Here is a 26,444-nt window from a genome sequence, read left to right as displayed (position 1 = left end):
CGTCACGAGCCGAATCGCAGCCAACTGGAACGTGTTGCAAATTAGAACAAGTTCTATATTCTCGGTGCCATGAAGGTCGCAGTGACCGGCGCAGCCGGCTACCTTGGCACGAATCTGCTCCCCCTGCTCGCAGAGCACGGCCATGAGGTCACCGCCATCGATCGGACGATCCCCGACGCGGCCGCCGCGCCGAATGTGACCTGGGTGCGCGGCGACGTACTCGATCCGGCGTCGATGCGCGCCGCGCTGGCCGGCGCCGAGGTCGTCTACCACCTTGTCGCGGTGATCACCCTCGCCGAGAAGAACGACCTGGCCTGGCAGGTGAACACCGAGGGCGTGCGCGTGGTTGCCGAGGCGGCGCTTGCCGTCGGCACGCGCCGGATGGTGCACGCCAGTTCCATCCACGCATTCAACCAGTACAGCTGCGGCGGCCGGATCGACGAGGGCGCGCCGCGGTCGACCGAGACGGCGCTGCCGGTCTACGACCGCTCGAAATGGGCGGGCGAGGTGGAACTCCGCAAGATGATCGACGAGGGCTTGGACGCTGTGCTGTGCAACCCCACCGGCGTCTTCGGCCCGCTCGACTACAGCAGGCCGCTGTCCCGGATCAACCGCACCCTCGCCGACGCGGCACGGGGTCGGGTGCCGGCGATGATCGGCGGCGGCTTCGATCTGGTCGACGTGCGCGACGTAGCCAAAGGCCTACTGCTGGCCGGCGAACACGGCCGCACCGGCGAGAACTACCTGCTCGGTGGATCGATGATCTCGATGCTCGCGCTGTGCCGCCTGGCCGCAGGCCACGGCGGCAAGAAGGGTCCGAAGTTCGCCATCTCCCCCAAGATCGTGTCCGGCGTCATCCCGATGCTCGCGCCGATCGGCAAGCTGTTCAACTCCGACATCGTCTCCAAGGCCGCGCTCGGCGCACTGATCTCCGCACCTGTCGTCGACCACGGCAAGGCCGAGCGCGAGCTCGGCTACCAGCCGCGACCGATCGATGAAACTGTCCGCGATCTGGTCGCCTTCTTCGCCGACCCGGCCCGGCCGACGCCACCCGGTGCCCGGCAGATTGCTTGACAGTCACTAGAACACGTGTTCGACTTAAGGGGTGCGGTGGCAAAGCCAAACCCTGGACGCTGATGACGGCGCCCTGCCCGGGCTGTCCAGGGCCGGTTTCGTGCGCACCGTACAGACGCCCGAGTTCGACGGCGTCACATTCCACGAGGTGCTGTGCAAGAGCGCCCTGAACAAGATGCCCGAGGGCGCGAACCTGCCGTTCCATTGGACCGTCAATCCGATGCGCGGCTGTTCCCACGCGTGCCGGTACTGTTTCGCGCGCGGCACACACGAGTATCTGGAACTGGACGCGGGCCGGGACTTCGATTCGCAGATCGTGGTGAAGACGAATATCGCCGCGGTGCTGCGCAAGGAGCTCGGCAAGCGGTCCTGGCGCCGCGAGCCGGTGGCGCTGGGCACCAATACCGACCCGTATCAGCGCGCGGAGGGCCGGTATCGATTGATGCCGGGCATCATTCGCGCGCTGACCGATTCGGGCACCCCGTTCTCCATCCTCACCAAGGGCACGCTGCTGCGCCGGGATCTGCCGTTGCTCACGCCGGCCGCCCGCGAGGTGCGGGTCGGCCTCGCAGTATCCATCGCGATCCTCGATCAGGACCTGCACCACAGCCTGGAACCCGGGACGCCGTCGCCTCGGGCACGGCTGGATCTCGTGCGCGCACTCACCGACTCGGGGTTCGCGGTAAATGTCATGGTCGCGCCGGTGATTCCCGGTCTCACCGACGGCCGAGCGCACCTGGACGCGATCTTCGGCGCCATCGCCGAGGCCGGGGCCGGCTCGGCCGTCGCGTTTCCGATGCACCTACGCGGCAGCACCAGGGGCTGGTTCCTGACCTGGCTGGCCGAACACCATCCCGCCCTGCTGCGCCGCTACCGCCAGCTCTATGGCCGGGGCGCGTACGTGACACCGGAATACTCGGCGTGGCTGCGCGGGCGGATCGATCCACTGCTGGCCGAGCATGGTCTGACGCCACGGAGAACAACCGAATCGCAGACACCCTCCGAAACTCCACACAGGACAGACCCACAGCTGGCATTGTTCGCCTGACACCTCCACCGCCGATTCCGGACGGACCGCGCGCTTCGGGGGCACGTATCGCGCTCGACGGAGTAGTTTGGCGATGGCACCTCTCATCGACGAGGAAGTGAAGCAGGCACATGGTTTCGCACCAAAGTGATGTCGGCACAGCGAAATTGGAAAAGGTTGTGATTCGGTTCGCCGGGGACTCCGGCGACGGGATGCAGCTGACCGGCGATCGCTTCACCCACGAGGCCGCCGCGTTCGGCAACGACCTGGCCACCCAGCCGAACTTCCCCGCCGAGATCAGAGCGCCGCAGGGCACGTTGCCCGGTGTCTCGTCGTTCCAGATCCAGATCGCCGATCACGACATCCTCACCGCCGGTGATCAGCCCGACGTGCTGGTCGCGATGAACCCCGCCGCGCTCGAGGCCAACCTGGAGGATCTCCCGCGCGGCGCCACCGTCATTGTCAACACCGACGAGTTCACCAAGCGCAACCTCGCGAAGGTCGGCTACGGCGCCGATCCGCTGACGGACGAGACACTGTCGGATTTCGTGGTGCATCGCGTCCCGATGACCTCGCTCACCCTCGGCGCCACCGAATCGACCGGCGTCGGGAAGAAGGACGCCCAGCGCGCGAAGAACATGTTCGCGCTCGGCCTGCTGTCCTGGATGTACGGGCGGCCGATCGGCCGCACCGAACAGTTCATGCGGGAGAAGTTTGCGGCGAAGCCGGAGATCGCCGAGGCAAACGTGCTGGCGTTTCGCGCGGGCTGGAATTACGGCGAGACCACCGAGAGTTTCGCCACCACCTACGAGATCGCGCCCGCCGAGCTGCCACCGGGCACCTACCGCCAGATCACCGGCAACACCGCGCTCGCTTACGGCCTGATCACCGCGGGGCAGCTCGCGGGGCTGCCGGTCTTCCTCGGCACATACCCGATCACGCCCGCCTCGGACATCCTGCACGAGCTGAGCAAGCACAAGAACTTCGGCGTCACGACGTTCCAGGCCGAGGACGAGATCGCCGGAATCGGCGCCGCGCTGGGTGCGGCGCTCGGCGGTGCGCTCGGCGTCACCAGCACCTCAGGGCCCGGTCTCGCGCTCAAGAGCGAAACCATCGGTCTCGCGGTGATGACCGAGCTACCGCTGGTAGTGATCGACGTGCAGCGCGGCGGACCGTCCACCGGCCTGCCGACCAAGACCGAGCAGGCCGACCTGTTGCAGGCGCTCTACGGCCGCAACGGCGAGTCACCGGTGGCAGTACTCGCGCCGCGCTCCCCCGCCGACTGTTTCGCCACTGCCGTGGAGGCGGCACGGATCGCGCTCACCTCACGCACCCCGGTGCTGCTGTTGTCCGACGGCGCGATCGCGAACGGTTCGGAACCGTGGTCGATTCCGCGCGTCGACCAGCTGGCCCCGATCGATCCTGCGTTCGAGCCGGAAGGCGACGACGCCGACCCGTTCCAGCCGTACGCCCGTGACCCTGACACGCTGGCACGCCCGCTCGCCGTACCGGGCACCAAGGGGCGCGCGCACCGCATCGGCGGACTGGAGAAGGCCGACGGGAGCGGCAACATCTCCTACGACCCGACGAACCACGAGCTGATGGTCCGGTTGCGGCAGGCCAAGATCGACGCGATCGCCGTCCCCGATCTCGAGGTGGATGACCCGGAGGGCAACGCCGAGCTGCTGCTGATCGGCTGGGGAAGCTCCTACGGCCCGATCGGCGAGGCGTGCCGTCGCGCCCGTCGCCGCGGCGCGCCGGTCGCGCAGGCGCACCTGCGGAATCTGAATCCGTTGCCCGCCAACCTCGGTGATGTGCTGCACCGTTACCGCACCGTGGTCGCGCCGGAGATGAACGGCGGTCAGCTCGCCATGCTGCTACGCGCGAAGTACCTGGTCGACGTGCGGCCGTGGACGAAGATCGCCGGCACAGCATTCTCCGCGCAGGAGCTGGTCGGAGTCATCGACGCAGCGCTGGACGGATCGATCGCGGACATGGAACAGGACAAGGCCTTTGCCGCGCGAGCCCAGGCCACATATCGAGCACAACCGGACGAAGTCCGTCCACAGACCTGCGCCGGGCCGAGCGCAGGCGAGGAAGCCGCAGATCAAGCGCTACCGGACGAAGTCCGTCCACAGACCTGCGCCGGGCCGAGCGCAGGCGAGGAAGCCGCATACCGCACGGTTGGGGGTAACGAATGACGATCGTGGAAACCTCGCTTGTCGGCACAGATCTGGGCCTGACCGGGGTGTCGGGCGTGCCGCCTGCGGACGGACCGCAGAAGGCGAAGGACTTCACCTCCGATCAGGAGGTGCGCTGGTGCCCTGGCTGCGGCGACTATGTGATCCTGGCGACCGTGCGGGGTTTTCTCGCCGAACTCGGATTGCGCAGGGAGAACCTGATGTTCGTCTCCGGGATCGGCTGCTCCAGCCGCTTCCCGTACTACCTGGAGGCCTACGGCATCCACTCCATCCACGGTCGCGCACCCGCGATCGCCACCGGCCTCGCGGTCAGCCGCCCCGACCTGTCGGTCTGGGTGGTGACCGGCGACGGTGACGCGCTGTCCATCGGAGGCAACCATCTCATCCACGCGTTGCGCCGTAACGTGAACATGACCATCCTGCTGTTCAACAACCGGATCTATGGTCTCACCAAGGGTCAGTACTCACCGACCTCGGAGCTGGGCAAGATCACCAAGTCCACCCCGATGGGCTCGGTGGACCACCCGTTCAACACGTTGTCGGTCGCACTCGGCGCCGAGGCTACCTTCGCTGCCCGCGCTCTGGATTCCGACCGCGCGGGGCTCACCGAAGTGCTGCGCGCGGCCGCTGAGCACCGTGGCACGTCGTTCGTGGAGATCCTGCAGGACTGCCCGATCTTCAACGACGGCTCGTTCGACGTGCTTCGACGGGAGAACGCCGCGGACCATCTCGTACCACTGCGGCATGGCGAACCCATCCGCTTCGGCGCCGAGGGCGAATTCGCGGTCGTGCGTGACGGTTTCCGCCTCGAGGTGGCCCGTACCGACAGCATCGCGGAGTCCGACATCGTGGTGCACGACGCCTACGCCGACAGCCCCGAGTACGCCTACGCGCTGTCACGGCTGTCGGACCAGGATCTCGGCCACGTGGTCACCGGCATCTTCCGCAGCGTCTCGCGGCCGACCTACGACGACGCGGTGCGCGCCCAGACCGAGATGGCCCGCGAGCGTAAGCCGATCGGTCCGGACTCGCTCCAGTGCCTGCTCAACGGGTCCGAAACCTGGACTGTCACGTAGGTCCGCGGGCGAACGTGACGAATCCGTTCGGTGCCGGACGCCGCACGAATTCGTGGCAGCGAGATGGTGTCAGGCGCGCTTGGCAAACCCGAGGTCGATGACGGCGTCGCGTTCCTGTTCGAGTTCGGCGACCGAGGCGCCGATGCGGGCACCGGCAAAATCGTCGATGGTCAGATCGGGAACGATCGTGTAACCGCCGTTCCCGCACGTCACCGGGAACGAACTGATCAGACCCTCGGGCACCCCGTAAGAGCCGTCCGAGGGAACGGCCATGGACACCCAGTCACCGTCCCGGGTGCCACGCACCCAGTCGTGGATGTGGTCGATCGCCGCGCTGGCCGCGCTGGCCGCCGAGGACGCGCCGCGTGCCTGGATGATGGCGGTGCCGCGCTGCTGCACAGTGGGAATGAAGTCCTCGGTCAGCCACCCGCGGTCGCCGATGAAATCGAGGGCGGGACGACCCGCGATGGTGGCGTGCGCGATGTCCGGGTACTGCGTCGCGGAGTGGTTGCCCCAGATCGCCACGCGGGCGATGTCGGCGGCAGGAGCACCGGTCTTCCTGGCCAACTGGGCGATGGCTCGGTTGTGGTCCAGACGGGTCATCGCGGTGAACCGCTCGGCGGGCACGTCAGGGGCGTTGCTCATGGCGATGAACGCGTTGGTGTTGGCTGGGTTTCCGACCACGAGCACCTTCACGTCGTCGGCCGCGCTGGCGTTGATCGCCGCGCCCTGCTCGGTGAAGATCGTGCCGTTGGCGGAGAGCAGATCCGCGCGCTCCATCCCCGCCGTGCGCGGACGGGCGCCGACCAGCAGCGCGATATCGGCGTCCGCGAAGCCGATCCACGGATCGTCGCTGATGTCGATGGACTCCAGCAGCGGAAACGCACCGTCGTCCAGCTCCATCGCGACACCCTCGAGCGAGGCCACCGCGGCGGGAATCTCGAGCAGCCGCAGTCGTACCGGCGTGTCCGGGCCGAGCATCGCACCGGAGGCGATCCGGAACAGCAGGCCGTAGGCGATCTGGCCCGCGGCTCCGGTCACGGCGACGGTCACGGGTGCGGTGCCGGCGGCGGTGCTCACGACGAACTCCTTGCGGTAGGGGGCTCTCGGTGCCCACCCTATCGACTCTCACCGCCCGCGAAACCCCGTGGTGAGCTACACGACAGTAATCCGTCCGCGCGGCCGCATACCCCGCGTGCGCAGCGCCACCGGTGCGGCATACCGGCGACGACGGTGCCAGCGGATCTCCCGCGGCGCCGGATCAGCCGAGCGCGGCAACCTCGGCATCGGTCAGCACGACCGGCGACACCACGTCCTTCGCCCGTGCCAACTGCACGGCGCGATATAGCGGCCGCTCTTCCAGTCCCGCATCGCGCGCCTCCACCCGCAGCTGGTGCAACAACATCGCGGAAACAGCGACCGCAGCAGCCAATTGACTGGCCGCGAGCGCGTCGGCCAGCCTGCGCAGACCGAGCAGGTGCAATTCGCGCCCGCTACCCGCGTCGGTGTACATGGCCAGCGGGATGAGCTGCGAGACCTCCCCCGCGGTGACCCGAAGGGCGATGCGGCTCAACCGGGCCGGGAAGACCAGCACCTCGGCACCAGTCGCAGCCGATATCTCCACCTGCCGCTCGCCGAACAGCCTGCGGGCATGAATCATCGTGCCCGCCAACCACATTCGACGACGCCGCAGCGCGACGGCATAGAGCACGGTCGGCGCGCCGACGACGAGACCGATGGCGACGGCGAACGGCCAGGTCACCACGGTAGCCGCCAACAGCGCGGCTCCGATCCCGATGCCCGACGCGGCAAGCGCGAGGCGGCGCAGCATCGGCGCGTACAGCTCGGGTGCGACCAGATCGAGTCCCACCGGCGCAACGGCCTGCTGGTCACCAGAATTCGTCGACACTGCTCCGCCCTCTCCCGACTCCGGCACGTGCCGGGTCACGCTACCGTGCCGACCCACCTGGGTGAGCGGGCGTTCGGTGTCAGGTGGTCCCACATGCCGCCGTCTGACCCCGAGTTCGATGCTGTCCTGGCCGGAGCGAGGCCGTCGGCTAGCCGACCAACGACGCTCGGAGCACACCGACCACCTCGCCCAGCGGAACCTGCCGCTGCTCGCCGGTCGCCATGTCCTTGAGCCCGACGGTGCTGTCCGCGAGGTCGCGGTCGCCGAGCACCATGGTGAACTTCGCCCCGGACCGGTCGGCCGCCTTCATCGCGCCCTTCACGCCGCGTCCGCCGTAGGCGAGGTCGACCCGGATGCCTGCCGACCGCAGCTGCGCGGCGAGCACGACCATCCGATGCTGGGCGGCATCGCCCAGCGGCACACCGAACACATCGCAGCGCGCCGGGTTTCCCGCCGACTTGCCCTCGGCCTCCAGTGCGAGCATGGTTCGGTCCACGCCGAGCCCGAAACCAATTCCGGACAGCGGTTGTCCACCGAGCTCGGCCATCAGCCCGTCGTAGCGACCGCCACCGCCGATGCCCGACTGGGCGCCGAGACCATCGTGCACGAACTCGAAGGTGGTCTTCGTGTAGTAGTCGAGTCCGCGCACCATGCGCGGGTTCACCACATACGGCACGCCGAGCGCGTCCAGGTGGCCGAGCACCTGCTCGAAGTGCGCCTTGGCCGACTCCGAGAGGTGATCGATCATCAGCGGGGCATCCGCGGTCATCGCGCGCACCTCGCGCCGCTTGTCGTCGAGGACGCGAAGCGGGTTGAGCTGGGCCCGGTGCTTGGTCTCCTCGTCCAGCGGCAGCCCGAACAGGAACTCCTGCAGCAACTCCCGGTACTGCGGGCGGCAGGTCTCGTCGCCGAGCGAGGTGATCTCGAGCCGGAAGCCGTCGAGCCCGAGCCCACGGAACCCTGCGTCGGCGATGGCGATTACCTCGGCGTCCAACGCCGGGTCGTCGACGCCGATCGCCTCGATGCCCACCTGCTGCAGCTGCCGGTAGCGGCCCGCCTGCGGCCGCTCGTAACGGAAGAACGGACCCGCGTAGCACAGCTTCACCGGGAGCTGGCCGCGGTCGAGTCCGTGTTCGATGACCGCGCGCATCACGCCCGCTGTCCCCTCGGGTCGCAATGTCACGCTGCGATCACCGCGGTCCGGGAAGGTGTACATCTCCTTGGTGACCACGTCGGTCGACTCGCCGACACCGCGGGCGAACAGCCCGGTGTCTTCGAAGACCGGCAGCTCGATATGTCCGTACCCGGCCAGTCGGGCGGCGCGGATGAGGCCGTCACGCACCGCGACGAACTCGGCCGAGCCGGGAGGCACGTAGTCCGGTACCCCCTTCGGGGCGGAGAAGCTGCTGGTCTTGGTCACGATGCTCCAGTTTCCACCACCACGGCCCGCGAAGTCCAACCGGTTCACCGAACCGCCTCTCAGGAAGGTTACGGAACAGTCTCAGGAAAAAATGGCACACTCTTATCCCGATGTCATCGGATACGGGAGGAACGCGGTAGTGCCGAGCAACGAACAGCGACGAGCAACGGCGAAACGCAAGCTGGAGCGTCAGCTCGCCAACCGGGCTCAGCGAGCGCGCAGGCGCAAGCAACTCACGATCGCCGGCTCGGTGCTCGGTGTGGTCGTCGTGGTCGCCGCCGTGACCGGGGTATACTTCCTGACCCGCGGCGACAACGACAGCTCCGATGCCGCCGACGCCTCGCTGACCAGCTCACCGGCCGCCGCGGCCGCGGCGCTACCCGCCGCGAAGGCCAAGCCGGCGACGGTCGACTGCGTTTACCGCGATGGCGCCAAGCCCGCGGACAAGGCCGCGACCAAGCCGAAGGCCGGTGGCATACCGACCACCGGTGTCGACGCCAAGGTCAGCGTGAGCATGGAGACCAGCCAGGGTTCGATCGGGCTGACGCTGAACAACGCCGACTCACCCTGCACCGTGAACAGCTTCGTCAGCCTGGCTTCGCAGAACTTCTTCGACGGCACCGGCTGCCACCGGATGACCGCGGACGAGGGCCTGAAGGTGTTGCAGTGCGGTGACCCGACCGGCTCCGGATCCGGCGGGCCCGGTTATGAGTTCGACAACGAATACCCGACTGATCAGTACGCGCCGGACGATCCGGCGCTCAGCAATGCGGTCGCCTACAAACGCGGCGTGCTCGCCATGGCCAACGCGGGTCCCGGCACCAACGGCAGCCAGTTCTTCGTCGTCTACGGGGATTCACAGCTGCCGCCGCAGTACACGATCTTCGGGACCGTGGACGAGAACAGCCTCGGTACCCTCGACAAGATCGCCAAGCTCGGCCAGGACAACTCGAACGGCCCCGGCGACGGCAAGCCGAAGGAGCCGGTCACGATTCAATCGGTGCGCATCGACCGCTGATCGTCCGATGCTCGGGCCCGCCGCCGATCACCGGCCGGCGAGCCCGAGCTCAACGCTGATCCGACGCGCCGCCACAATAAGCGACCCTATTATTCGGTAGGTTTTTCCTAGAAATCCGGAGATCCTCCGTTGAGTTCGCACGCGTGCCGGAATTGTGCGATATATGCTGATATGCGGCACGCTCGTACGATTGTGTCGACCTTTGTCAGGTAATCTCGAACGAAGGAGTTCCCGCAGCGTAGCCATCCCGCAATAGGGCGATCCCCTAGTAGGGAGTGCCGCGCAACGAGTCCTCCGGGTGTCCGCGTTTGCAGGCGGGGCCCACTGCACGGACAACAGTTCGCGTGGCGGCGTCCGTGACGAAGCACCACATTCATCCACAGTGATCACTGCAGCATCGGGGAGCAGCCATGTCCGAAGAACTGGACGACATCGGCCGGGAGACCGCGGCCATGATGAGGACTATGTTGCAGATGGCGACGCTCGTCGCACTGCGGACCCGCGAGCGTGGTCAGAAAGAAGCCGAAGCGCGCGCCAAGCTTACGGACGCCCGCATCAAAGAGGCCAAAGAGATGCAGCTCCGCGAGGCCCGTGACGCGAAGGCCAAAGATCCGCGAAACACCGAACTGGCCCGGCTGATCGAGAAGCCGATCGCGGAAAAGGGCGTGTCGCTGGAGAAGGACCGCTTCTCCGCACAAGCCGAGGCCACGCGCATGGCCGCCAACGCCGCCGCGAACGCCAAGCCCGCGATGCGGTACGACTCCACGGAACGCCGGATGGCGATCGCCGCCCATCTCGCCAAAATGGGTGTCGCGCCGGAACTGGCCGCGGTGCGGATGTTGATCGAGGTAGGCCAGGCACAGCCGCCGGGCGAGGCCGTGCGCACTCGCCCGGACGAGGCGCCGTCGGTGACGCGGGCCAGGGAACAGGAAGCTCGCGGCCTGGAACGCGCGAGACAGTAGACGAACGAACGCCCGCTGGGAGACCCAGCGGGCGTTCGGTCTATTCCGGCAATCCGCGCGAACGACTGTCCGACAAGCGATTACAGACGGAAGTCGCCGATCGTGGGATCACCGAACATGCCGTGCTGCGGCGACTTCAGCGGCAGCGGGCTGAGCATGTCCTTGTGACCGTTGCGCACACTGCAGTATTTGAACGGCCCCTTGGGGTCGAAGAGTTTTGACATGTGCGGATCCGCGTGGTCCAGGAACCAGACACTCAGCCCGGTGCGCCCGTCCAGGCGGTAGTGCTCCCACGCCCGCCACAGCGCGTCCAGCCGCGCAACCGCCTCGGCGTGCTGCCACCACTCCGGGCACCACACCGTATCGCTGAGATCGGTGACCTGACGCCGGTAAACCAGGCTGAGATAATTTTCGACGAACTCCACCACACTCGCGTAGATCATCGGTTGTTGCTGCTGTTCGGTCACAGCGGGCGAACCTCCTCGACCTGTCCGTACTCCGGCGGCGGTGCCGACTTGCTCAACGAGGGCGCGCCGATCAGGTCCGTGATTTCCGTCTTGCGCTGCGGATCATGGTGCGTGATGGACTTCTTCACCTCGGCAGCGTACTCGCCTTCCCACCACGGCACCGTCCGGACCAGTACCGGCGGCGCACCGGATGGGAACACGATGGCCCGGCCGCGCGGCAACGTTGCCAGACCGTTGACCGAGAACGTCTTCGATGAACCCAGCGACCGCGAATAGCTCTTGCCGCCTTTGGATTCCGAGACCGACTGGGAGATCGCATCGTATTCGCCGAGGACATCGGACCGCTCCTGCAGGAACCTGGTGTCGTCGACGCCGCTGCCGAGAACCTTGATGTTCGCCGCCGACCAGAGGGCGTTCATGCCGCTCTCCCCCCAACAGCGGGCGCCCTGCGCCCAGGACTGCAGCACCGTCATCACCACGATGCCGCGTGAGCCGAAGTGGCTGTACTGCTTGGGCAGATCCTTCCAACGCACCACGTTCGCGGCCTCATCGAGTACCGCGAGCAATGGAATCGCCAGCCTACCGCCGCGCGACTGCGATGCCTTGCGCATCGCGACGTCCACTACTGCCTCGGTGAGCGCGCTCACCAGCGGCGCGGCCGACCCGCGGCCCTCGAGGGACAAGCTGTAGAGAGTTCCGTTGTGCTCGAGGAACTCCAGCTCATCGAATTCCCTGCGGTCCCCGCCCCTGGTGATCCACGGGTGCACGTTCGACAGCTTCAGGCAGCGGATCATCTTTTTGGCAGTACCGAAGATGCCACTTCGCGTGCGCGGATCGGTGTTGTACTGCGAGGAAAGACCGGAGGCCGTGTAGTGGTGGCGTGCGGCGCGCAGGAGCTCGATCGGCTCGGTATCCTGCGGGTTCGTCACCCACTCCCACACTTGGACGATCGGCCTGCGACCGTTGCGGTCACCGACGGCAGCGGCGAGGAACAGCCCGGCGAGCAAGTCCTCGGCCTCCGGATCGAAAAACGCGTCCGTCTTGGTGTCGCTGCCGTCGTCGCCGTCGGCGAAGTGCCCGGCCAACCGCGCCGCGCGCATCTCGCAGCCCTCGCGGCCCGCGTCCACCCAGGACAACGGATCCCAGAACCAGGTCGGCTCCTCGCCTGCGACGCCCTGCGGATCGAAGACGAAAGTGGGACTTCCCTTGGACTCCCGGACGTCTCGGGTCGCGTCCACCACGTCTCGCTTGTTGGAGGTGGCCAGCACCGGTCCGATCGCGGTGAGGATCGCCGGTATGACGCGTGAAGTCGATTTGCCCTGCCGCGGACCCCAGATGTCCAGGTGTAGATCCTCGTAGGAGCCGTAGAGCATCACCCCGTCGGCCACGCCGACACCGATCGGCACACCGGGAACGTCGTCGTAGCCGAGTCGCACGCCGAGCTGATCGGCTTTCTCCCGGACACCCGCCTCCGTGAGCATCGAGATCGCGCCGCCGCTGCCCATCACGTCGGCCTTATCGTCGACCGGCAGCCTGCCCTTGCTCTGGCGCTTGTTCAGCTGTCTGAGGATCACGAGGTAGGCGATCACGCTGGCGATCACCAGCAGCAAGATCACTGTCGATGCGCCCGGCCACTGCAGTCTTCCTTTGGCGAGGTCGGCGACGATGGCGATCGGGTTGATCGGGACCCTCTGCGGGCTGCCCGCGAGCATGTTGCCCAGATGCACCGCGATCCAGAGGGTTCCGAAGATCGCGAAGCCGGCGTAGGTCAGATACAGGCTGAGATCGGGTCCGGGCACGGCCGGATCCGTCACCTTTTTCTTCTTCGCCATGTGTCCTCCTGGGTCGGCGGTCCGGTGGTGGAAGCGTGTGGTCAGCGGAACGCGTCGAGTCGCCATCCGTCGGGCGTGCGCACCACGGTGGCGATCACTGTCGCCGGTGGCAACGGCTCCTTGCGCCCGCTCGGATAGACGACGGTCTGCTCGATCCCGATCTTGAACTGCTGGATGTTCGGTTCGGTGGTGTTCGGCGCCGTCTCGCCGGAGGCGAAGGTGAACGCGTCGACGCGGGCTGCGGCCTTCGCCCAATCCGACCACTGCAGCGTCGCTTTCGGGGTCTCGATGCCGGTCGGCGAGGCATCCAGCATACGAATCAAACTGGGGCCCAGGAACTTCCGAGCTCGGGTCAACGATGTGCCCTGGTTCTCGGTAGCGGGTTCCCAGCTGTAGATCTCCCGCAGCGCAGCAACGGCGACGCCGTCGGGCGTCACCGGGTCGGGCGCGGGGACGCCCTCGAGCAACCGGGTCGTGGACGTAGCGGGATGCACCCCATCGGATCCCGCGTCCACGCGGTCCCCACGACCGCAGGCCACGCCCAGCACCGCGACGCTCAGCACCAGCATCACCACCAGTTTCGCGCGTACACTTGCTTTGCCTCTCCAGGCTAGCCGCATCGGGTGGCACTTCGGCAGTCCTGCCGCCGTGTGTTCATCCGCGGTGCGTGCCCGGGCACTCACAGCACTCTCCTCGCCCGTCCGTCCCCGGGCACCGCGACTTCCGAGACACCGCCGCCGGACCGCGCGCCGACGCCGGGCACCGACTGGATCATGCGCCCGTTCCCGGCGTAGATCCCGACCTGCGCGGGTCCGCGCGGACCGAATGAACTGAATACCAGGTCACCCGGCTGTGTTTTGTTCATCGGCACCTCGGCACCCGACTCCCACTGCTGTTCGGCCGTGCGCGGCAGCGTCACCGCGCCGGAGGAGGCCGCGAACACCGCCGCCGAGGTCAGCCCAGGGCCGTCCAGACCGCCGCCGCTCGGCCCCTGTGACCCGCCGCCGCCCCACACGTATGGTGTGCCGAGCCATTCGTGCGCGGCCTCGACGATCTGGTCGCCGTTCGAGCCCTCCCTCGGCGTGAACCGGCCGAGCGAGCCGGGCGCGCGGTACTGCGCCTCCATCGCCAGAATGTTCCGCACGTACGGCTGAGTCTCGGCATAATGTGCCGCAGCCTGATTCGGCATGCCGCCCGAGGCGAGCACCGCGCCTTCGCCAGCGTTGTACGCGGCCAGCGTCAGCGCGACGACATCGCCCTGCACCTTCCCCTCGGATTGCCACCGCAGGATCTTGTGCGCGATCGCGCACATGTAGCGGCCCTGACCGATGATCGCGTCGCCGTCGTCCCACACGCTGGCGACGCCGTTGCCGTCGGCGTCGATCACGTACGGCCGACCATCATCCGGATCGGTACTCGCCGCGGTGCCCGGCAGGAACTGCGCCAGACCCTGCGCGCCGGCCGGTGAGGTTGCGCCGCGCCGGAATCCTGACTCCTGCCTACCTTGCGCGGCAAGCAGCGACGGGGTGATCTGTGGGCAGATCGAACCCGCGCGGCGATACCAGATTTCCAATTCCGGCGGCACCTTGCCGGCGGCGAGCGCGCCACCGGCGGTGCCGAAGCCGAGACTGCACCGCGGATCGCTGGAGTAGGCGCGCGCGCCACCGACGTCCGGGGTGGGGGCGCCGTCCAGCCAGGGCAACGGGTCGATCTGACGTCCGCCGGTGAACCGGCCGCCCGGGACGATCTCGAAATGCAGGTGCGGACCGCTGGATTCACCCGCGGAGCCGACCGCGCCGATGGGCTGACCCGCGGTCACCGTGTCACCGACTCGGACCAGCACACCGGAGTTCCACATGTGGCCGTAGACCGCCGAGTACGAGCGGCCATTGGTGTCCACCGAGTCGATGACGATCCAGTTGCCGAAACCCGATGCGGGACCTGCGGCGACGACACGTCCGTCGGACACGGAGTAGATGGGGGTGCCGTCGGCAGCGGCCAGGTCGACTCCCTTGTGTGCGCCACCGCGCGCGCCGAAGGTGTCGGAGACAGTGAAGGTTCCGGTCGCCAACGGCAGGGTGCGGCGCAGCGGACCGGAGCCCGCGGCCAGCGAGGGCGTCGCGGTCGCGGTCGGATTGGTCTGTGTGGCGGTGGGATTGCCGGACGCGGCGGCACGCGAATCACCAGACGCGTAACCGCCCAGCGGCGGCAGTACGGACTGCGAACCGAGCACCGAGGATCCTTCGCAGGCGTCATCCACCGCGGGCATGATGATGACCAGCACGATGGTCAGGAGGCCGAGAACCGCGCCGAGCGCGACCCACAGCACCGATTTGCCGCTCATCGCTGCCCCTCGGCGGCGCGCCGAGCGCAGGCGTGCTTCACGTCCGGCGCCGGGTTTCGTTGAGGGTGTCGGCCAGGGTGCGGTTCATCTCGGCGGCGGCCGCCAACTGTTGTTGCAGCAACGCGACCTTCCGCCGCAACGCGGGCGCGTCCATGCGCTCCAGACCGGGGCCTTCGGCCGCACGCACCCAGTTCCGTACCGAATTCGTGTGCACCCCGATCTGTTCGGCGACCACGCGACAGGCCTCCGATTCGCTGTGTAGTTTGCCCGTGAGCGCGATGACTTGCTGGACGGCGGCCTCGCGCACCTCCGGCGAGACGCGGCGGTAGGATCGGTGCGGCATCATGCGGCGCACCCCCGGTCGTCGGTCACGTACCGCGGCACGCCGCCGATCATTCCCGCATCGCGTCCCCGCTGATATCTCATGCGGCACTCCCTGGCGAATCCGTTCCCCGCGAAGTCGATTCGGTGAATTCGCTGAACCGCTGATTGGTATCGTGGATCCCGCTTTCCTTCTCCGACAGCGTGAATTCCATGTGGAATGGGATGCCGGGCCGACGGTCTTCACCGATCTTCAGCAGGAACTTACCGGTTCCGGGCGGAGATGGCCTCTGCTGGCCCGGTTTGAGCGCCTCGCCGGTCAATGCCTGCGGTGCGGACCATCCGGTCACCATCTCCTCCTCGGCCGACGTGAACGGCACCGTGCTGTCCAGCCGCTTGATCTCTTCGGCAGGAAGCGCTCCGAAGATCTTGGCGCGCGCACGTTCGAGGAAACCGAGCGCCTTGGCGATGGCGGCTTCCGATCCGAGTGCTTGCAGGTCCTTGATGGTATGGCTGATCATGATCAGCGCGGTGGCGATGCCGCGCTGCAATCGGGTGAGCTCGTCGACCCGGTCCACCATGAAGTCGCCGAGACCGAGCACCTGCCACAGTTCGTCCATCACGACCTGGAAATAGCGCTGCGGGCCCAGATCCGCGTCGGCGAGCACGTGCGCGGCCTCGACCGAGGCGAATCCGTCGGCCCAGCAGGCCAGCATGACCGCGGCCTTGAGCTTCTTGTCACCGGTCGGGATGTGCGACACGTCCATGCACACCGCGACCGCGCTGGTGTCGATCGGCACCGTGGTCTGCCCGTTGAAGACCGCGCCGAACGGGCCCTGGGTCAGAGCGCGCAACGAGCGGCGCAAACCCTTGATCGCGTTCTGGTACTCGGCCGGGTTGTCGGCGCCCGCGTCCAACATCAATTCCTCACCGCCACCGACGATCACCTCGAGGAGGTTCTCCATGATCGGCGGCTTGTCCGGCGTGAAACCGCTGCCGGGTTTGTAGAGGATACGCAACGCGGTGGAGATCAGCGTCTCCTCGTAATCGCGCACGCGGTCGCCGCGGACCAGTTCGACCAGACCGGCGATCAGTGTCACCTGCCTGGCCCTCAGGTCTTGCAACACCTGAAGTTGCAGGGCAGGAAGGTCTTCCAGGCGCGGCACGACCGCGCCGAGCACACCCGCCGCGAGCGGGTTGAGCTTGCCGTGCCCATATCCCAGGTCGATCACCTGGCCCCCGACCAGCTCGACCATCTTGCGGTAGTCCGGTTTGACGTCGGCCAAGATGAGCGGCGTAATCCCCTGCGCGATACCGCCGAGCACGATCCTGCGCACCAGCGACGACTTGCCGAAACCGTTGAGGCCGAGCACGAACAGGCTGGGTGCGGTGATGAAGCTGCCGCGCATGAACCAGTTCATCGGGTCGAAGCAGACCGGGGCGCCGGTGTGCAGGTGCGAGCCGAGTGGGGTGCCGATCAGCGGCGCGCCCGCGCCGACCGACCACGGCCACAGGCCCGCGACCTGGGCGGTGGTGGCGCGATATTCGACCGGACGTCCGACCACGTTCATCCGGCCGCCGCCCGCGCCCGCGTAGCCGCGGTCGGTGAGTTGGGCTGTGCTGCGGTCGAATCCATCCTCGATCGCCTGCTCGGCGCGGGCGGCGTAGTTGCGGCGGCGGATGTCGTCGGTGCGGACCCGGAACTGTGCCCACGCCGCACGCAGGCCGCTGCCCTCGCGGGCGATCATCTCCAGTTCGGCTCGGGTGGCGTCGTCCAGCAGCGGAGGGCCGGACTGTTTACGTCGGTCTGCCTTTGCCTTCGCGCGGCGGGCCGCCTTGTCCAGGTACGGGGTGCCCATGGCGCGGTCGGCCGTGTAGTCGACCTTCGCGGGCCGTGCTACGCGACCGGTTCCGGCGCCGTTGCGATCCGGGCGCGCGGGCCGGGCAATGCGCTCGGTTACCGCGTCGCGGGTAGGCCGGGCGGTCCGCACGCCGTCAGCACGGGAGCGATCCCCGGACGTGCGCTCGCCGCGGGGGCGGTCGGCGTGCGCCCGTTCGGAACGCGCTCCATCGGACCGGCTCCCGCCTGCTCGCGCTCGCCGCTCGGCAGCCTCTCTCGCGGCCCGCCGTTCCCGGTCGGACATCTCGAGGTCCGACCAATCCTCGCCGCTCACCCGCGCCGAATCCCGCGCGGGGCGCCGCGGCCGCTCCGGCCGCTGCCCCCACTCGTCTCGCCCGGCTTGCTCGAGCCGCCTGCGGCGAGCGGCTTCGTCCCGGTCCCGTACGGGTGGCTCGTAGTCCCGTGCCATGAATCCCTCACCCCGCCAGTGCCTTCGGAATAGTGGCGTGTTCCGGCAGGATCACCCCGCAACCCAGCGAAGCCGCGAAGGCTGCCGCCTGGTATCGGTAACACCGCCGAATCTTCAGGCGCGCCTGGGTCGACAGGTCGCGCGTGATGGCTTCGATACGCGGCAGGTCGCCGCGCAGGGGCTCGGTGATGGTCACCAGTGCCCCGAAGCGGGTCACACCGTGACCCCTGGCCTGCTCCTCGCGGGCCTGCTGGGTGGCGCCCACCCGCAGCGTCGCCGCCGCGGACACGACCCCACGTTCACTCTGCTGGGCTACCAGCGCATTCTTGAAGTCGTCGTCGACGATCTCGGCGGCATCGGCAGCCGAGTGCGGCCGGTACACGATGGCGATACGCTTGCGCGGCACTTCGGGATTCGGTGCGAGCAGCCGCTGCAGCACCCGCTCGTCGACCGCGCCCTCCGGAGCGGCGTCCATTTCCCAGGTCACCGACCGGCCGCCGTCGTGCACCAGGCAGTCCCACTTCTCGTCGTGCGAGACCGGCCCCGCGTCCGCCCAGTCCAGGCCGTGGCCCTCGGGTTCGCCGGCGGCGACCTCGAGGTCGGCCTGCGAGGCAGGGTCGTAGCTGCGCCGGATGAACGAGATCACCTCGTCGGCCGACATCGGCTGCGCGCGCACACCCGCCTCCGCGAGCGCCGCGCAGATGCCGGGCAGGCGGCGGCCGATCTCGACGGCCTCCTCCGCCGGGTTCTTGCGGCGCTCGGCGGTGGTGGCCTTGAACGTGATCGCCACACGCGGAAGCAACTGCACCCGCTCCTGCGGCAGTTCGGTGGCCAGCTCGTACATCACCTGCTGGGCCAGCTCCGGCGCCTCCGGCCGCGTAATCGTGGAAACTTCGGTGAGCAAACGGTTTCCGGTCTCCGGAACGGTGTCGATGACCGGGACCACGGCAACGATGTCGCTGGTCTGGCCGACCGAGGCCAGGAAGGTACCCCATGCCGACACCCACCGGTCGATCACCGGCTGGTCCACTGCCTCGTGGCCCTGGGGCCACGCGCGCAGCACCACCGTGTACTGCGCGAACTGCGGGAGGTGGATCATGCCGAAGCTGTAGCCGCCCGCGTCGATGCCCTCGTAGAGCTTGGAGGGCGCGAGCAGACCGGGCAATCGGGTGACACCGCCCGGGATTCGGGAGAACCGGCCGCCCCGGTACACATGCTCGCCGCGACTGCGTGAGCGCATCCAGTTGAACATCATCAATCCCGTCTCGTAACCCGAACGGCCGCCCGTCCGCCACACCAGTGGAACCATCACGACGACGCCGGTGCCGCCGACGATCAGACCCCACTGGAAGCCGCCGACCATCGCGGTGATCAGCGCCGTGATCACGACCGCGAAGCCGAGCACGGTCTCCTCCCAGCGCAGGCCGAAAAGGCCCGCACTGCGCGGCTTCTGCCAGAGGCCGTACGAGCGCCGCTCGTAGGTGTCGGTGACTGTCATCGCGGAATGGTGCTCCTCCCGAGGTCGGGTGAACGATTCGTCCAGCGGTCGCCCGCGACGTCACCCATTGTTTGGTCGGCCCGGTTCAGGCCGCCGCTCGCGGCGCGCGCCGCGCCGATCCGGCCTGCCGTCCTGGCCGCTCCGGACGCTACCCCGGACGCGCCGGAGGGGCCGGAGGCGCGCGGGGCCCCACCGCCTTGACCGCCGCCACCTCCCCGCGGCGGCGTCGGCCGCGGCGCGCCACCACCGCCGCGAGGTCCGCCCGCGCCGCCAGGACGAGGGCCAGTTCCACTGCCGCTCACGTAACCCGCCGCACCCGGCGCCGCGGAGCCCTTGACACCGACGGCCTTGGTACCCATAGCGCCGAGGCCCGCGACCGCGAGCAAGGTACCGCCGGTCGCGGTGAGACCAGAACCGCCGCTGCCAACGATCGCGACGGCGGGCGTGGCCAACCGCATCAGCGCGGGCAGCACAAACGCCACGCTGCACAGCAACACGATGGCGACCAGCATGCGCTGGGCTTGCTCGCCATCCGGCAGGCCCCCGGTCTCAGTGAGCGAATCCACGTGGCCCGCAGTAGTGAACGCGATCATGTAGACGATCGCCGCCACCGGTTTCCACAGCATGAACGCGATGATCCAGCCGATCAGCTTCTGATACGACTGCTTGCCCACGTTCATGCCCGACGCAGCCGCGGCCAGCGGCAGCACACCGGCCGCGATCACCAGCAGACCCTGGCGGACGATGGCCAGCACGATCTGCGCCAGCGCGCCGAGCAGGCCGACAATCGCGATGATCAGCACCAGACCCGGCGAGAACGCCTGCAGCTTGCTGGTTTTCACCATCAGCTCCGCCAGGTCCTTGGCGTTGCCGTTGGTCGAGTCGTTGATGATCCACTCCGAGAAGCGGTCCGAGGCCTGAGTACCTGCCACGATCACCGCGCCGAGCATCCAGGAGCTGAAAACCACGCGAGTGAACATGCGGAACGACTCGGCCGCCTCGTTCATCGCGGCCCCGCGTCTGGCCTCGGCCAATCGCGCGCCCGAGAGGATCACCGACGCGATCAACAGCAATATCTGCGCTTGATAGGTGTAATCGTTGATCTTCGTGAACAGCGAACCCGAGTCGCTGACCGCCTCGTTGGGCACCTTCATCCAGAAGGTCAACGCCAGGATGATGGCTTCGCCGAGACCGTTCATCAGGGAGTCGACCACCTTGCCGAAGGTCGAGTCCCATGCCTTGTCCTTCACCGCGGTCGCCGCCTGGCCGGGATGCGAAGCGGCGTTGCCCGCTTTGCATGCGGCCGATGCGGCGTCACCGAGGGAGATACCGGGCAGTCCGACGTTGTCGAGCGAATCGTGGATTTCGTTGCACGTCTCGTCGAAACCGTAAGTCTGGCCGTACGCCACCGTCGGCGTCGCGATCATCACCGTGAAGATGACCGCGAATATCGTGACCAGCCGCCTCACCATTGTGTCCACCCCTCGATGCTCCGCAGGGACTCGATCTGTACTCGCTCGTCGCCTGTCACCGTCGTGAGCTTCCAATCTCCGTCTCGCCACACGACCGCTAGGCGCGTGCCCACCCATGTCGGTTGGCCGTCAACTGTTTCTCGTGCCTTTCTCGCAAACTGGATTTTCGCGAAATCATCCGCATAGCTTTCGATTCGGAAGGCATCCGAAGCGAACAGCAGTGGCCTGAGCTTGTCCGGCAGACGGTCGGACACCTTGCCCGCGGCGACCAGCCGGTCGTACTCGGCCAAATACTGTGGCGTCACGTCGACAAGCCGGACCAGCAGGTCGCGATCCCTGGGATTGGCATTTGTCCGCCAGTAGATCTGCTCGGCGGCCAGTGCGGCCCCCTGCGGAGTGTGCGCGAAGCCGACAGCAGCGGAGCCGTCGATTCGGAAAGGGCCGTCGGAAGTGGAGAAACGCACGACCGGACCGCCGAACAACCGTTGCCACACTCCCTCTCCGCTCGCAGGCACCGGCGCGGCGGCGGTCCATCCCGGCGCACCCGACTGCTGCTGCTGATTCGGATTCTGTTGCAGGGCCACACCCGCCGCGCCGACCGGCACGTCGACACGTCGACCGAACATGTCGGTCTCCGGATTGCCGAATGCTGTGGCTCCGCCGCCCGGCCCGGCAGGCGCGGGTGTCGGAACATTCCCCGACGTCGTGCCGGTCCTCGAGACGTGGTCTGCACCTGATGCGTTGTCCCGCATGGCGGCAACGGTGACGAGCACAGCGATCACAACGGCGAGTACCGCACCCGTACCCATCAGCGCCAGGGGCGCACGATCTACTCCTCGTTTACTCACCACTTCGTCCACCCCACCAATGACTCGAGATACTCCGTCTGCGCGTTGTTGGACGTCGAGGGCTTCAAGCGCCAATCACCCGCATCCCACACCATGACCAGACGCATCGCCGCCCACAGCTGCTTGCCGTCCACCACGGGTCCGCGGGTGGCGAGGCGGATGATGGCGAGATCGTCGGCGTAGTCGTCCACCTTGAACGCGTCGGAGGCGACGAAGTAGCGGGTCACCTTCTCGGGCTGCTGCTCGGGCAGGCGATCGTCGGACAGCGCCTTGTCGTAAGCGGCGATCTGCTGAGCGGAGACTCGGACCTGGCGTACGTACAGATCGCGGTCGGCAGGGCGGGCGTTGAGCCGGTAGGTGATCTGCGCAGCGGCCAGTACCGCGCCCTGCGGCGTGTGCGAGTACCCGACGGCCAGGTCGTCTTCGATGCGGGTCGGCCCGTCGGAGGTGGAGAACGGGACGGAGGCGCCGTACACCCGCTGCCAGCCGTGTGGCGCGGTGGTGCCCTCGGGCGCCGCGGTAAGCCAGTCCGGATCGGCCGGCTTGCGCTGTCGCGACGGATCCTGCGGAAGTGGTTGTCCGGCAGCATAGTTCGGGATGTCCACGCGCCTGCCGAGGATGTCGACCTCGGGGCCGGCGAAACCGGTGCCGCCGGAGCCTTCGGTGACGGCGGCAGCCCCGTCCCCGCCGTCGTCGTCGCGACCGACGAAGACGAAGATGCCCACGATCACGATGAGCGTCAGCACGGCGGCAGACGCGACGACACCGAAGGAGACGCGGTCGCGCGCGTACGACTCCTTGTCGCTCACGTCGGTGCCTCCAGTTTCACGATGTCGGTGGGTAATGCGTCGATCGAATCGATGGGTCGTGTGGTCGAGTCGGGGTCGGGCAGTCGTAATCTCCAGTCGTCGCCGAACCACTCGACGGTCGTGTGGTTCACCGCCTTCGAGCTGTCGGAGTACTCGGTATACACGTCGACGGTGGAACTCTGATCGGTGTAGCTGGTGATCTTGTAGCCGAGCAGGCGCGGTGTGAATTCGGGACCGGCCGGGCCCGTGATCGACAGCTGCACCCGGTTGATCGCCCACTCGTCTTTGGCCGGGCCCGGAACCAGTTCCTGCGCGGCCACTTTCGCCCACTGGGTGTCCGCGGCCACTGCGAGCCGCACCGAATGGGTCAGCGCGGCGAGACCCGCGCCGCGCGGCGAGTGTTCGAAACCGGTCGCGGCACCGTCGGCCGTCGACTTCGGCCCCTGGTCGGTCTGCGGCAGCGGCACGCCTTGGAACGGCTGCCACCGCACATTGGTCGGTGCCGCGGTCAGGTCAGTACCCGACTTGTCATCGCCTCCTCCGCAGCCGACCGCCGCCAGCACCAGCGCGGCGCCGACGACGCCGGCGGCGGGGCGGCGGAGATCGCGCCGCCACGCTGCGGAGTTGTTCGACCGAATCACTGTGGAATTCATTCCCGCGTCGTCCCCGTTCCGCTTCGGTGGCTCACGCGGGCAAGAACGCCAGGGCGATCCCCGACGCCGTGCTCGCCACCGCAGCACCCAGCAGGCTCATCAGAACGCCGTGCGAGGAGTCGTTCATGGCGAGGTCGCTGCGGAACGAGATCCATAGCTTGCCTGCGGAAACGATCATCCAGGCCAGGCACACCAACAGCACGAACCACAGCAGCCAGTTCAGCAGCTGCATGAGCGGTGCAAGGACCTCGGCGGGCATCTGTTTGTAGGCCAGCAGCTCGGCCGCCGGCATGCGCACGGTACTCATCGCGGACATCAGGTGCCGATGACAGCGTTCATGATGGTGCCCGCGCTGGTGGCGACGACGCCGCCGATCATGGCTCCCGCCACCATCTTCGGCGACTCCAGGCCACCGCCGGTCCACTTCTCCCACGCAAACCTGCCGCCCGCGTAGGTGATGCCGCAGACACCGGACAGCAAAACGAACCAGGTGAGGTAGCGCACCAGCTGCAGGATCTTCTCCGAGCCGGGAGGCGCCTCGGGCGTCGGATTACCGACTTGCGCGAGAACGGTGCCGTACGTGTCCTGCACGGCGAGGAGGATCATGCTCATCGGGTGCCTTTCTCGAATAGTGGTGTGGTTGTCGCCGATTCGATGCGTACGTTCACTGCTCGTGCGGCTTTCCGAGGTCTGGTGCCTGATAGTCGAATGTGGCGTCCTCCAGTGCCGTCCGAGCCGCCGCCACGATGTCGGCGCCGAGCACCCGGACATCGAGCGGTACCTCCTCGAGTGGGTCGAGCTTGCGCTTCTTCTGCGGCAGCGGGTCGCCGGGGGACCACACCGGGAGCTGCTCGGGTTCGACCAGCGTCCACTCCTCGTACCACGGCACCTGCCACAGCTGTCCGGCCAGCGAGCCGACGACGTCACGGTAGCGCCGGATCTCGGGGGCGATCCTGCCGGGTCGCGCGGCGACGGTGACCAGACCGAGCACGTCGGAGGGCCCCGCCAAGCCCGAAAGATGTTGGCGCAGAAGGTCGTGCGCGCGGGTCAGACCGGCAATGGTCTCCCTGGCGACGAGGACGACAAACGGACTTTCGCGGTCGAAGACGCCGGGCCAGCGGCGGCCCGAATCCGCCGCGGGCGCAAGCACATGCGCGAGGGTACTGGCTCCCGCTCCGCCGTGCACACCCAGCAGCCATACCAGCGGAGCGCGGCCGATGCCGGGCACCGGCCGGTCCCAGATGGCGGCGCGGCGGGATTCCGGTGGGGCGATCACACCGGCGGGCGTGCGTTCGGGCTGAGGGGGATAAATCATGGCGGCGGTCATGATGCCACTCCGGCGAGCAGGCGCCCATATGCCCGACGTGTCTCGGCCGCCAGCGCATCGTGCCGGACGAGTTCACCGCGGGCGAGGTGCGGATCGTACGGAATCTCCCTGATGTCGCGGACCCAGCCGGACAGATGCTCACGCAAATGATCCGCTACCCGCGACTCCACACCCGGATACTGATGGGAGACAACGATGGTCGTGTCGCCGACGATGCCGCCGCCCTGCCCTTCGGCCGTGTCGCCGAACTGGTCGTCAAGCCATTCCAGGGTTACCCGGAGCCGGTTGGCCGCGTCCGTGCGAGCCGGAATGGCAAGTACCAGGGCGACATCCGCGTCATCGAGCAGGGGTCGCAGCTGCCTGCCCGCAATCGGGGTTCCCCCGTCGTATACCGCCGTGTATCCGGCGTCGTGCACGGCACGGGCGACCGTGAGATAAGTCGCACGCCTGCGCAGCGGCGCGGCGTCGCGCCACAGCAGACCGATGCCCGAGGTGGCGCGCGAAAGACATTCCTTCAACGGCGCGGGTTCGTCGTCCCCGCGTCCGTACAACCAGGACTGCAAGCTGATCGGGTGCAGATGCTCGTCCGCACCGCGTAGCGCGAGATCACTGCCCGCCGCCGTCGCGTCTACCGCGACTGTCGGCGTGCCACCCGTGCCGAGTTCGCCCGCCAATCCCAACACCGTCGTGGTGGTACCTGCACCACCACACCCACCGACCACCAGAATCGGGCGCTGTAGTGGACGGTCCGCCCCGGAACCATCGCCTTTGCCGCGCCGCAATCGCACCACCGGAGCCTTGGAACGCACCGGCCGACCCGACGATTCGCCCTCCTCGGGCGCCTCATCGAGCCAACGGCTCCAGTCCTCTCCCATCGCTTCTACTCTCCTTTATCCGGCCGCGATGCCCGTGATCAGCGTGCGGCCGCCGATCACCGCGGTGGTGACCGTCTGCTTGTTGTACGTGGCGGGACCGCCACCAGGCCGGTATTCGGTGACCTCCACCGAATACCGGTGGTCGGCGATCGTCGCGATCCGCACGCAGTGCGTGGTGCCCACCGGAATCGTGTCGATACCGCGCTGGATAACCGAAGCGGGTTGGACCGCGGCGTCGGGGGCGACCGCCTCCCTGGCCCGCTCGCCGGAGCGTTCGACGTAATACGCGTACTGGAACGACAGCACCGCGTCCGGACCGGAGTCCGTACCACCGGCCTCCGCACTGCGGACGATCGAGTCGCCCCGTTCGGTCGGGCAGGCGACGCCGCTGACCGCGCGCGGGTTGACACCCGCCTGGCCGCTGGCGACGGTGAACTGGACCGACGCGGGGACGGGCGAATCCTTCGGTGCCGCAGCGCGGTTACCGGAGGCGTGCAGCAGGAACAGCACGCACGCGGCGGCCGCGCCGAGCAGCAGCGCTGCCGCGATCAGGACGATCAGCACGCGGGCCCGGCGGACGGCGGGGTGCTGGCGGGCAGCTTGGCGCAGCGCACCCGACGCACGCGGCCGCGGACGGTCCACTCTGTTGTCCCCGTCGGACCAAGGGAAGCGTGCGAGACTGGCCTGCCGCGGCGGGGTGTAGTCGTCGTATCGACCGGGCGCGCGGCCGGCCACCCAATCCGACCAGCCGCCGGTGAATTCGCTGCGCTGCGCGGACAGATCGCTGGGGACGTCCTCGGCCGGGCGCTCCCACGGCTCGTCCTCCTCGCGAATATAGTGCGGATAGCGCGTGGGCCCGTCGTCCTCCGCGGGAGTGGCGGAACCCGCCTCACCAGGGTGGGCAGTTTCCGGTGTGCCCTTCTCCGGCTCCAGAGCGCCGTACCAGCGGGACAGCTGTTTGTACGACTTCAACATTCCCCCATTCCCGCAGAGCAGGGCACG

The 26,444-nt window shown here is 67.9% G+C and carries 25 protein-coding genes; 6 read left to right on the top strand and 19 right to left on the bottom strand.

Annotated features, from left to right (window positions below):
- Window positions 1-69: 69 nt before the first annotated feature.
- The 4 genes from AB4Z47_RS02325 to AB4Z47_RS02310 all read left to right on the top strand — a co-directional run bounded on the left by AB4Z47_RS02325 (window position 70) and on the right by AB4Z47_RS02310 (window position 5,378).
- Window positions 70-1,074 (top strand): NAD-dependent epimerase/dehydratase family protein, encoded by a 1,005-nt coding sequence (locus AB4Z47_RS02325; protein WP_441947481.1) that lies wholly within the window; start codon window positions 70-72, stop codon window positions 1,072-1,074.
- A 31-nt stretch (window positions 1,075-1,105) separates the two neighbouring features.
- Window positions 1,106-2,122 (top strand): Rv2578c family radical SAM protein, encoded by a 1,017-nt coding sequence (locus AB4Z47_RS02320; RefSeq protein ID WP_441947480.1) that lies wholly within the window; start codon window positions 1,106-1,108, stop codon window positions 2,120-2,122.
- Window positions 2,123-2,232: 110 nt separating this feature from the next.
- Window positions 2,233-4,302 carry a 2-oxoacid:acceptor oxidoreductase subunit alpha gene (locus AB4Z47_RS02315; protein WP_441947479.1) on the top strand — a complete coding sequence of 690 codons (2,070 nt, stop codon included), beginning with the start codon at window positions 2,233-2,235 and terminating at the stop codon, window positions 4,300-4,302.
- Window positions 4,299-5,378, top strand: a complete 1,080-nt coding sequence (locus AB4Z47_RS02310) for a 2-oxoacid:ferredoxin oxidoreductase subunit beta (RefSeq protein WP_441947478.1) — start codon at window positions 4,299-4,301, stop codon at window positions 5,376-5,378. The genes AB4Z47_RS02315 and AB4Z47_RS02310 overlap by 4 nt, the downstream gene beginning before the upstream one ends.
- Before the next feature lie 69 nt (window positions 5,379-5,447).
- Here the strand turns inward: AB4Z47_RS02310 and AB4Z47_RS02305 are convergent, their stop codons facing one another.
- The 3 genes from AB4Z47_RS02305 to hisS all read right to left on the bottom strand — a co-directional run bounded on the left by AB4Z47_RS02305 (window position 5,448) and on the right by hisS (window position 8,707).
- The gene (locus AB4Z47_RS02305) at window positions 5,448-6,458 is read right to left on the bottom strand and encodes a malate dehydrogenase (RefSeq protein WP_441947477.1); all 1,011 of its coding nucleotides are present in this window, start codon (window positions 6,456-6,458) and stop codon (window positions 5,448-5,450) included.
- Between the two features lie 181 nt (window positions 6,459-6,639).
- Window positions 6,640-7,287, bottom strand: a complete 648-nt coding sequence (locus AB4Z47_RS02300; RefSeq protein ID WP_441947476.1) for a hypothetical protein — start codon at window positions 7,285-7,287, stop codon at window positions 6,640-6,642.
- 148 nt (window positions 7,288-7,435) lie between these two features.
- Complete coding sequence (gene hisS / locus AB4Z47_RS02295; protein WP_441947540.1) at window positions 7,436-8,707, bottom strand: histidine--tRNA ligase; 1,272 nt, start codon at window positions 8,705-8,707, stop codon at window positions 7,436-7,438.
- 139 nt (window positions 8,708-8,846) lie between these two features.
- On the opposite strand from hisS, the gene AB4Z47_RS02290 reads away from it, so the two are divergent.
- Together AB4Z47_RS02290 and AB4Z47_RS02285 are read left to right on the top strand one after the other, a co-directional pair.
- Window positions 8,847-9,725 (top strand): peptidylprolyl isomerase, encoded by an 879-nt coding sequence (locus AB4Z47_RS02290; protein ID WP_441947475.1) that lies wholly within the window; start codon window positions 8,847-8,849, stop codon window positions 9,723-9,725.
- 410 nt (window positions 9,726-10,135) lie between these two features.
- Window positions 10,136-10,687, top strand: coding sequence for a hypothetical protein (locus tag AB4Z47_RS02285; protein ID WP_441947474.1), 552 nt, complete (start codon window positions 10,136-10,138; stop codon window positions 10,685-10,687).
- Window positions 10,688-10,767: 80 nt separating this feature from the next.
- On the opposite strand, the gene AB4Z47_RS02280 is transcribed toward AB4Z47_RS02285, so the two are convergent.
- From AB4Z47_RS02280 to AB4Z47_RS02205, 16 genes are all read right to left on the bottom strand, one after another.
- Window positions 10,768-11,154 carry a DUF4913 domain-containing protein gene (locus AB4Z47_RS02280; RefSeq protein ID WP_357261222.1) on the bottom strand — a complete coding sequence of 129 codons (387 nt, stop codon included), beginning with the start codon at window positions 11,152-11,154 and terminating at the stop codon, window positions 10,768-10,770.
- On the bottom strand, window positions 11,151-12,986 hold the full coding sequence (locus AB4Z47_RS02275) for a type IV secretory system conjugative DNA transfer family protein (RefSeq protein ID WP_441947473.1): 1,836 nt from the start codon (window positions 12,984-12,986) through the stop codon (window positions 11,151-11,153). Before AB4Z47_RS02275 ends, AB4Z47_RS02280 begins: the two co-directional genes overlap by 4 nt.
- A gap of 41 nt (window positions 12,987-13,027) precedes the next feature.
- Window positions 13,028-13,555 carry a hypothetical protein gene (locus AB4Z47_RS02270; RefSeq protein WP_441947472.1) on the bottom strand — a complete coding sequence of 176 codons (528 nt, stop codon included), beginning with the start codon at window positions 13,553-13,555 and terminating at the stop codon, window positions 13,028-13,030.
- Between the two features lie 110 nt (window positions 13,556-13,665).
- Window positions 13,666-15,330 carry a peptidoglycan DD-metalloendopeptidase family protein gene (locus AB4Z47_RS02265; protein WP_441947471.1) on the bottom strand — a complete coding sequence of 555 codons (1,665 nt, stop codon included), beginning with the start codon at window positions 15,328-15,330 and terminating at the stop codon, window positions 13,666-13,668.
- A 37-nt stretch (window positions 15,331-15,367) separates the two neighbouring features.
- Entirely contained in the window at window positions 15,368-15,676 is a 309-nt protein-coding gene (locus AB4Z47_RS02260; protein WP_441947470.1) for a transposase, read from the bottom strand.
- Between the two features lie 76 nt (window positions 15,677-15,752).
- A complete protein-coding gene (locus AB4Z47_RS02255) occupies window positions 15,753-17,960 on the bottom strand; it encodes a hypothetical protein (protein ID WP_441947469.1) in 2,208 nt (735 codons plus the stop codon).
- A gap of 7 nt (window positions 17,961-17,967) precedes the next feature.
- Window positions 17,968-19,458 (bottom strand): SCO6880 family protein, encoded by a 1,491-nt coding sequence (locus AB4Z47_RS02250; protein WP_441947468.1) that lies wholly within the window; start codon window positions 19,456-19,458, stop codon window positions 17,968-17,970.
- On the bottom strand, window positions 19,455-20,930 hold the full coding sequence (locus tag AB4Z47_RS02245) for a hypothetical protein (RefSeq protein WP_441947539.1): 1,476 nt from the start codon (window positions 20,928-20,930) through the stop codon (window positions 19,455-19,457). Before AB4Z47_RS02245 ends, AB4Z47_RS02250 begins: the two co-directional genes overlap by 4 nt.
- Window positions 20,924-21,781, bottom strand: a complete 858-nt coding sequence (locus AB4Z47_RS02240) for a hypothetical protein (protein ID WP_441947467.1) — start codon at window positions 21,779-21,781, stop codon at window positions 20,924-20,926. The genes AB4Z47_RS02245 and AB4Z47_RS02240 overlap by 7 nt, the downstream gene beginning before the upstream one ends.
- The gene (locus AB4Z47_RS02235; protein ID WP_441947466.1) at window positions 21,775-22,587 is read right to left on the bottom strand and encodes a hypothetical protein; all 813 of its coding nucleotides are present in this window, start codon (window positions 22,585-22,587) and stop codon (window positions 21,775-21,777) included. Before AB4Z47_RS02235 ends, AB4Z47_RS02240 begins: the two co-directional genes overlap by 7 nt.
- On the bottom strand, window positions 22,584-23,240 hold the full coding sequence (locus tag AB4Z47_RS02230) for a hypothetical protein (RefSeq protein ID WP_441947465.1): 657 nt from the start codon (window positions 23,238-23,240) through the stop codon (window positions 22,584-22,586). The genes AB4Z47_RS02235 and AB4Z47_RS02230 overlap by 4 nt, the downstream gene beginning before the upstream one ends.
- 31 nt (window positions 23,241-23,271) lie before the next feature.
- On the bottom strand, window positions 23,272-23,547 hold the full coding sequence (locus AB4Z47_RS02225) for a hypothetical protein (protein ID WP_357261189.1): 276 nt from the start codon (window positions 23,545-23,547) through the stop codon (window positions 23,272-23,274).
- A gap of 8 nt (window positions 23,548-23,555) precedes the next feature.
- Window positions 23,556-23,852 carry a hypothetical protein gene (locus AB4Z47_RS02220; RefSeq protein ID WP_441947464.1) on the bottom strand — a complete coding sequence of 99 codons (297 nt, stop codon included), beginning with the start codon at window positions 23,850-23,852 and terminating at the stop codon, window positions 23,556-23,558.
- A gap of 52 nt (window positions 23,853-23,904) precedes the next feature.
- On the bottom strand, window positions 23,905-24,567 hold the full coding sequence (locus AB4Z47_RS02215; RefSeq protein ID WP_441947463.1) for a DUF6668 family protein: 663 nt from the start codon (window positions 24,565-24,567) through the stop codon (window positions 23,905-23,907).
- Window positions 24,564-25,442 (bottom strand): MinD/ParA family ATP-binding protein, encoded by an 879-nt coding sequence (locus tag AB4Z47_RS02210; RefSeq protein ID WP_441947462.1) that lies wholly within the window; start codon window positions 25,440-25,442, stop codon window positions 24,564-24,566. The genes AB4Z47_RS02215 and AB4Z47_RS02210 overlap by 4 nt, the downstream gene beginning before the upstream one ends.
- Before the next feature lie 15 nt (window positions 25,443-25,457).
- Window positions 25,458-26,417 carry a hypothetical protein gene (locus tag AB4Z47_RS02205; RefSeq protein WP_441947461.1) on the bottom strand — a complete coding sequence of 320 codons (960 nt, stop codon included), beginning with the start codon at window positions 26,415-26,417 and terminating at the stop codon, window positions 25,458-25,460.
- Window positions 26,418-26,444: the final 27 nt, after the last annotated feature.

The organism is Nocardia sp. 2TAF39, assembly GCF_052114905.1.
Classification (GTDB): domain Bacteria; phylum Actinomycetota; class Actinomycetes; order Mycobacteriales; family Mycobacteriaceae; genus Nocardia.
The sequence above is the reverse complement of the archived record's forward strand: the minus strand, read 5'-3'. Positions and strand labels throughout refer to the sequence as shown.